This is a genomic window from Streptomyces katrae, assembly GCF_000966975.1.
In the GTDB taxonomy this organism is placed as follows: domain Bacteria; phylum Actinomycetota; class Actinomycetes; order Streptomycetales; family Streptomycetaceae; genus Streptomyces; species Streptomyces katrae.
Map to the genome: position 1 here is coordinate 1 of NZ_JZWV01000905.1, position 5,149 is coordinate 5,149.

The window sequence follows — 5,149 nt, forward strand, 5'->3', positions numbered from 1 at the left end:
GCGGCGCAGCAGCAGCGGCGGCCGGCCGCAGCGATCAAGAACGCCCGCGAGTTGGCCCTACTCCCCTATGGCAGCAGCCGATAGCGAGCCGACACCGTCTCCTGGTCACCGGCGCAACCGTCGTGGTGGCCACCCGCTGAACCAGGCAACCGATCTCGCGCGCCAAGGGAACAATCCCGCCCTCAGCGGTGCCCCGACCACCGCGGGCACCTACAGCGTGACGGTCACCGCCAAGGACACCACCAACGCCACCGGCAGCGGCGAGGCCGCGCACTCCGGCTCCTGGAAGTCATGGCTCAACGGCAACGGCTCGACACACACCGACTCGCTCTCCCAGTCGATGACGATCCCGGCCGGCTGCCACGCCACCCTCAGCTACTACCTGCACATCTCCACCGCGGAGACGACCACCACCACGGCCTACGACAAGCTGACGGCGACGGCCAACTCCAGCACCCTGGTGAGCTACACCAACCTCGACAAGAACACCGGCTACGCGCAGAAGACCTTCGACCTGTCCTCGTTCGCGGGGCAGACGGTGACCATCAAGTTCAACGGCACCGAGGACTCCAGCCCGCAGACGTCATTCGTGATCGACGACACGCGGTCACCACCAGCTGACCCGCAGAGACCGCCGAGGACATCGGCCGCTGGAAGCGGCGCCTACTACGCGAGGGCGGCGGGCGGGCGGGCGGCGAACGCTTCGGTGAGGGCCTGCGCGAGAGCCTCGGCCCGGGGGTCGGGCGCGGTGGCGCGGTGGGCTGTGACGATGCGGCTCGGTGCGTGGCCGTCGACCGGGACGAAGGCGATGCCGGGGCGGGCGTGCCGGCGTGCCGCGCCGGCCGGGAGCAGGCCGACCGTGCCCTCCCAGAGGACGGCGTGCAGGCACTCCTCGGTGGAGGACACCACCGGACCCGGGGCGTCGTCCGGGGCGCCGAGCCAGTACGCACGCCACCGTGCGTCCGTACCCGGCGGCAGCCGGAAGCGCGGCCGGCCGGCGAGCTCGGCGACGTGCAGCCGCGGGCGGCCCGCCAGCGGGTCCTCCGCCGGCAGGACGGCCACGAGCGGCTCCTCGCCGAGCAGGCGGACCGTCAGGCCGGAGGTGTCGAAGGGCAGGCGGGTCAGTGCCAGGTCCACCCGGCCCTCGCGCAGGCCCGCGCTCGGATCGGTGATCGGCGCCTCGCGCAGCCGCACCCGCAACCCCGGCCGCTCCCGCCGCAGCGCGGCCAGCGCCGCCGCGCCGACGTCCAGCCCGGCGCCCGTGACCGTTCCGAGGACCAGGACCCGCTCGGACTCGGCGCCCCGGACCCGTTCACGGGCGCGCTCGGCGCGCTCCAGCAGGTCCCGCGCCTCCGCGAGCAGCACCTCTCCGGCCGCGGTGAGGCGGGCGCCGGTCGGGATCCGCTCGAACAGTCGGCACCCGAGGTCGGCCTCCAGCTCCCGGATCCGGCGGCTCAGCGGCGGCTGTGCCAGATGCAGGCGTGCCGCGGCCCGGCCGAAGTGGCCCTCCTCGGCCACGGCGACGAAGCAGCGCAGTGCCCGCAAGTCCATGACCGGCCACGATACCGAATTCGAACACGTCCCTGCGAAACCGGTCTTGGACGCGGCCGCCCCTGCCGCGGTGGGGTGGAACCACCAACGGAACCACCGCACCGCTCAAGGAGCCCGCCGTGTACACAGACCCCGACGACCTCAAGCGCGCTCGTTCGGTCGGCGCCAATGCCCCGGCGGAGTTCGCGGCATGGCGCGCCTTCCAGGAGGCCGTCGACCGGGAGGACGGCGCGGTCCCGCGCCGCTACCGCGAGCTGATCTCCGTGGCGGTGGCGCTGGTGACCCAGTGCGCGTACTGCCTCGACGTGCACACCGCCGCCGCTCGCCGGCACGGCGTCACCGCCGAGGAACTGGCCGAGACCGCCTTCGTCACCGCCGCGGTCCGCGCGGGCGGAACCCTGGCCCACGCACTGATGGCCGACCGCCTGTACGAGGGACACGGTCACTAGCCGCAGCCTTGTCGTGGTGCCCGGGGCAGCCGGGCATGGATCGGGGTCCGGACCGCATGCGCTCCGGGCCCCGTTTTCACACCTGCCGGCCGTTCAGCCGCGCAAGAGCCAGGACAGCACCGCGACCATGGACGGAGCCGGCCGGGCGGATCCCCGCTCCGCGGCGAAGGCCCTCCGCGGCAGCCTCGGAAGCCTCGGTCCAGGCGCGCAGGACTTCGAGGGGACGCTGATGCCTGCAGTCGACCTCGTTGCCCGAATGGTCGTAGACGGTCGCCTCGTAGCCGGTGTCCACCCACACGCTGGCGCCTTGGCCGTGGGAGACGACATCGAATGGCTCTTCGTCGGGGTCAGTGTCCTTGGGGGTATCCGTGACGATCGTGAATCCCCGACCAGCTCGATCAACTCCCGTCGCTGATCACTCGGCAGAGTGCTGAGCACGTGGGACACGCCCTCCATGACTTGACCGCGTCGTCCCGATCCATCTGCTCCTCTTCGCTGCCGTCGTTGAACCACAGGACATCGACAACGGCGTCGGCCAAGGCACGAGCCAGGGATGGGTACGAGGACGTCACGAAGGCTCCTAGAAGGTCAACGGCACAGTCCGGCCATCCCACCCACGCGCCGCTGACATCACGTGCCGTGAGCTCACTACAAGAAGCGCCTCGCCGAGAAACAGCGTTGTCAGTGGGTGCTGCCAGGGTGTGCTTCGTGGATGAACTGGTGGAGCGCGTCGACTGTCAAGATCGTGTCCTGGGTGTGGTCACCCGTGCGCAGGCCGTCCGGGAGGGCTGGCTGCATCGAATCGCCTCGACGGTGTGTCGTGATGAGCGTGGTCGGATCCTCGTCCATCGGCGGTCGGAGCAGCTGTCGCGCTTCCCCGGGCTCTATGAGGTCATGGTCGGTGGCGCCGTGGGTGTCGGCGAATCCTATGAACAGGCTGCCGGGCGTGAGCTGGCCGAAGAGCTGGGCATCCGTGACCTGCCGCGCTTGCTGTTCACGTTCATCAACCGCAGCGGCCTGAGCCCTCACTGGCTCGGCGTGCATGAAGCTGTGGTTCCGGACGCTGTGACCCGCGATCCCCAGGAGGTCGCCTGGTGTGGCTGGCTGACCGAGTCGGAGCTTCACTCGGCTCTGTTGGAGTGGCGCTTCACTCCCGACAGCCACGAGGCCTTCAGCCGGTATCTCGTGTTCCGGGCCTCGCGGTCCTGACCATGGATCCCCTCAGCCCAGGGACTGTTGTTCGGCTCGGGCGCGAGTGGTCGCGAGGTGTGGTGTGAGGTCTAGGGACTCCTGTGACAATTTCGGCTCACCAGAGCCTGGACGGGCTCAGGAGTTACTGGACATCGCCAGCCCATCGAGGTTAGGAAATGGTCAGCCGAGCCGGTGGGAATTGTGGCGGACAAGCTCAGGGCGTGCCTGGATCTCCGACGTTCGTGTCGACGTTCCATCGTCGGGGCAGGTCGGCGTCGCAGAAGACGCAGTCGAGGACGCCCACTTCCGCGTCACCTACGAAGGCGCCGAGATCTCCCTTCACGCCCGCCAGAACCAGCACCCGGTGACCCGCTGGAAGGTCGAGATCAACGCGCCGAAACTCTGAGCACGTCAACACGACGTGCTCTACGTTGAGCGACATGAGCGCGCCGAGTCGGGCCTACCGCTATGTCGGGCCACACCACGTGATCGCCGCCGTCCAGACAGCGAACAGCGGTGCCCCGATCCGCACGCCTGCCGACTTCGCAGACTGGGCAGCAGCCCAGAGCGCCGGGGAACTGAAGGAGCCCCTCACCTTCGTCATCGGCACGGACGGCGCCCTGCTACTGGCACCACGCCGCAGCGAACATGCCGCCTGCGCGGGCGGCGGCCTGGTGCTGAGCGCCGGCGAAGTCAGCTTCGCGTCGGAGGCCGGACGCTGGATAGTGACCGAGGTCAGCAATCAGTCGACCGGCTACTGCCCGGACGTCGCATCGTGGCCAGCCGTGGCACAGGCCCTGGATCAAGCCGCCCTCGACCACCCGGACTACTTCACACACCCGGTGCTATTCCGCCGGTGCCCAGGCTGCCACCGGCACAACATCGTTCGAGAGGGCCACTTCGTCTGCGTCTTCTGCGACGCAGACCTGCCCCGACGGTGGAACGTCGACACGAACGTCAGAGACCCAGGCACGCCCTGAGCCCGTCAAGGACCACCACCTTCTCCGTTCAGGGCCAGACCGCCGTGCGCAAGTACATGCGCGTCTGACCAGCCGCACCCCGCGCCCGGCCGTTCCCGTCTACGCTGAGCGGCCGGCCGGTGCCGCTTCTGGCACCCCGACATGACCGCCGCCGACAACGACCAGACGTCCTCCGGCCGCTGCACCAGCTGACCGAGGGATCCGTTCGTCCTCGGCGGCCGTGAGGCTCAGGAAGCGGTCGGCGTCATCGGGTTGTGCGAGACGACCGAGTTCCAGCCAGGATCCGTCCGCGAAGCACAGTCGGGAGGTCGCGAAGCCGCTTGGCTGACCGGCCTCGGCTTCGACACGCGCCTCATGTGCCGGGAACTCGGCGGTCGGCTCGAAGTCGGCGGCCTTGGTCGGGAACAGCCGCCGACCCGGTGAAGCCGCCACGCAGACCGATCGCGGGTGACCATCACCAGGCGCTTCGGGTTGGGAGAGTGGCCATACCAGCGCAGTAGGAGCTGACCTGCCGCCAGGTTCCAGTCACCATCGAAGACTTGACGTGCTCCCGGGTCCGGCGGCCCCGGAGGTCTCCCGATGCGAGGTTTCTCCGTGTGGCTTACGGCGCTCGGGTCGTCCTTCGATCTTCCTGCTCAACTGGTCGAGCAGGAACATGGGGATGAAGACGAAGAAGAACACGACGACACCGACATAGAACAGCCAGTGGCGCCCGGGCGAGAGCCTTCCCTTATCCGCCGCCCTGTGGATCGCCTTGGGCGGTTTGCGGACGGCTCCGGGTATCTCGCACCAGACCAGGGAAACCGGGTCCTCCCCAAGGATCTTCTTCGCCCGCCGGCGTAGGTGGTGCGCATGCGGGCAGGCCCGCCAGCGCGTCCCGCCGCTGTCAGGCAGGGCATCGCGAGACGGCTTGGAGGGGTGGTGTTCGGAGCGCCGTGCCTGCTGTCCGGCCCGGCGCGGGGTTCTCCTCCGGCTCCA

Annotated in this window: 6 protein-coding genes and 3 pseudogenes; 5 read left to right on the top strand and 4 right to left on the bottom strand. The window is 69.5% G+C overall.

Annotation, left to right across the window (positions count from 1 at the left end):
* A pseudogene (locus VR44_RS47685) lies at window positions 1–84 on the top strand (30S ribosomal protein S18); the annotation flags it as partial.
* A gap of 64 nt (window positions 85–148) precedes the next feature.
* Window positions 149–604: pseudogene (locus VR44_RS47690) on the top strand (hypothetical protein); the annotation flags it as partial.
* A gap of 62 nt (window positions 605–666) precedes the next feature.
* Here the strand turns inward: VR44_RS47690 and VR44_RS29245 are convergent.
* The gene (locus tag VR44_RS29245) at window positions 667–1,551 is read right to left on the bottom strand and encodes a LysR family transcriptional regulator (RefSeq protein ID WP_045950625.1); all 885 of its coding nucleotides are present in this window, start codon (window positions 1,549–1,551) and stop codon (window positions 667–669) included.
* 119 nt (window positions 1,552–1,670) lie between these two features.
* Here VR44_RS29245 and VR44_RS29250 point away from each other — a divergent pair, with 119 nt between their 5' ends.
* Window positions 1,671–2,000: a carboxymuconolactone decarboxylase family protein gene (locus tag VR44_RS29250; protein WP_045950626.1), complete on the top strand. Its 330-nt coding sequence runs from the start codon at window positions 1,671–1,673 to the stop codon at window positions 1,998–2,000.
* 76 nt (window positions 2,001–2,076) lie between these two features.
* Here the strand turns inward: VR44_RS29250 and VR44_RS45390 are convergent, their stop codons facing one another.
* Entirely contained in the window at window positions 2,077–2,298 is a 222-nt protein-coding gene (locus VR44_RS45390; protein WP_157880436.1) for a hypothetical protein, read from the bottom strand.
* 410 nt (window positions 2,299–2,708) lie between these two features.
* Between VR44_RS45390 and VR44_RS29260 the strand changes: the two genes are divergently transcribed.
* Window positions 2,709–3,209 carry an NUDIX domain-containing protein gene (locus tag VR44_RS29260; RefSeq protein ID WP_425424539.1) on the top strand — a complete coding sequence of 167 codons (501 nt, stop codon included), beginning with the start codon at window positions 2,709–2,711 and terminating at the stop codon, window positions 3,207–3,209.
* 196 nt (window positions 3,210–3,405) lie between these two features.
* Here the strand turns inward: VR44_RS29260 and VR44_RS45395 are convergent, their stop codons facing one another.
* Window positions 3,406–3,633, bottom strand: a complete 228-nt coding sequence (locus tag VR44_RS45395) for a hypothetical protein (protein ID WP_157880437.1) — start codon at window positions 3,631–3,633, stop codon at window positions 3,406–3,408.
* On the opposite strand from VR44_RS45395, the gene VR44_RS29265 reads away from it, so the two are divergent.
* Window positions 3,632–4,171 (top strand): hypothetical protein, encoded by a 540-nt coding sequence (locus VR44_RS29265; RefSeq protein ID WP_045950629.1) that lies wholly within the window; start codon window positions 3,632–3,634, stop codon window positions 4,169–4,171. The genes VR44_RS45395 and VR44_RS29265 overlap by 2 nt on opposite strands.
* Window positions 4,172–4,696: 525 nt before the next feature.
* On the opposite strand, the pseudogene VR44_RS47695 reads toward VR44_RS29265, so the two are convergent.
* A pseudogene (locus tag VR44_RS47695) lies at window positions 4,697–5,149 on the bottom strand (hypothetical protein); the annotation flags it as partial.

What these genes read in the sequence shown, in the direction of transcription:
- VR44_RS29245 (WP_045950625.1), bottom strand. Translation starts at nt 1,551, where the DNA reads ATGGACTTGCGGGCACTGCGCTGCTTCGTCGCCGTGGCCGAGGAGGGC.
- VR44_RS29265 (WP_045950629.1), top strand. Translation starts at nt 3,632, where the DNA reads ATGAGCGCGCCGAGTCGGGCCTACCGCTATGTCGGGCCACACCACGTG.
- VR44_RS45395 (WP_157880437.1), bottom strand. Translation starts at nt 3,633, where the DNA reads ATGTCGCTCAACGTAGAGCACGTCGTGTTGACGTGCTCAGAGTTTCGG.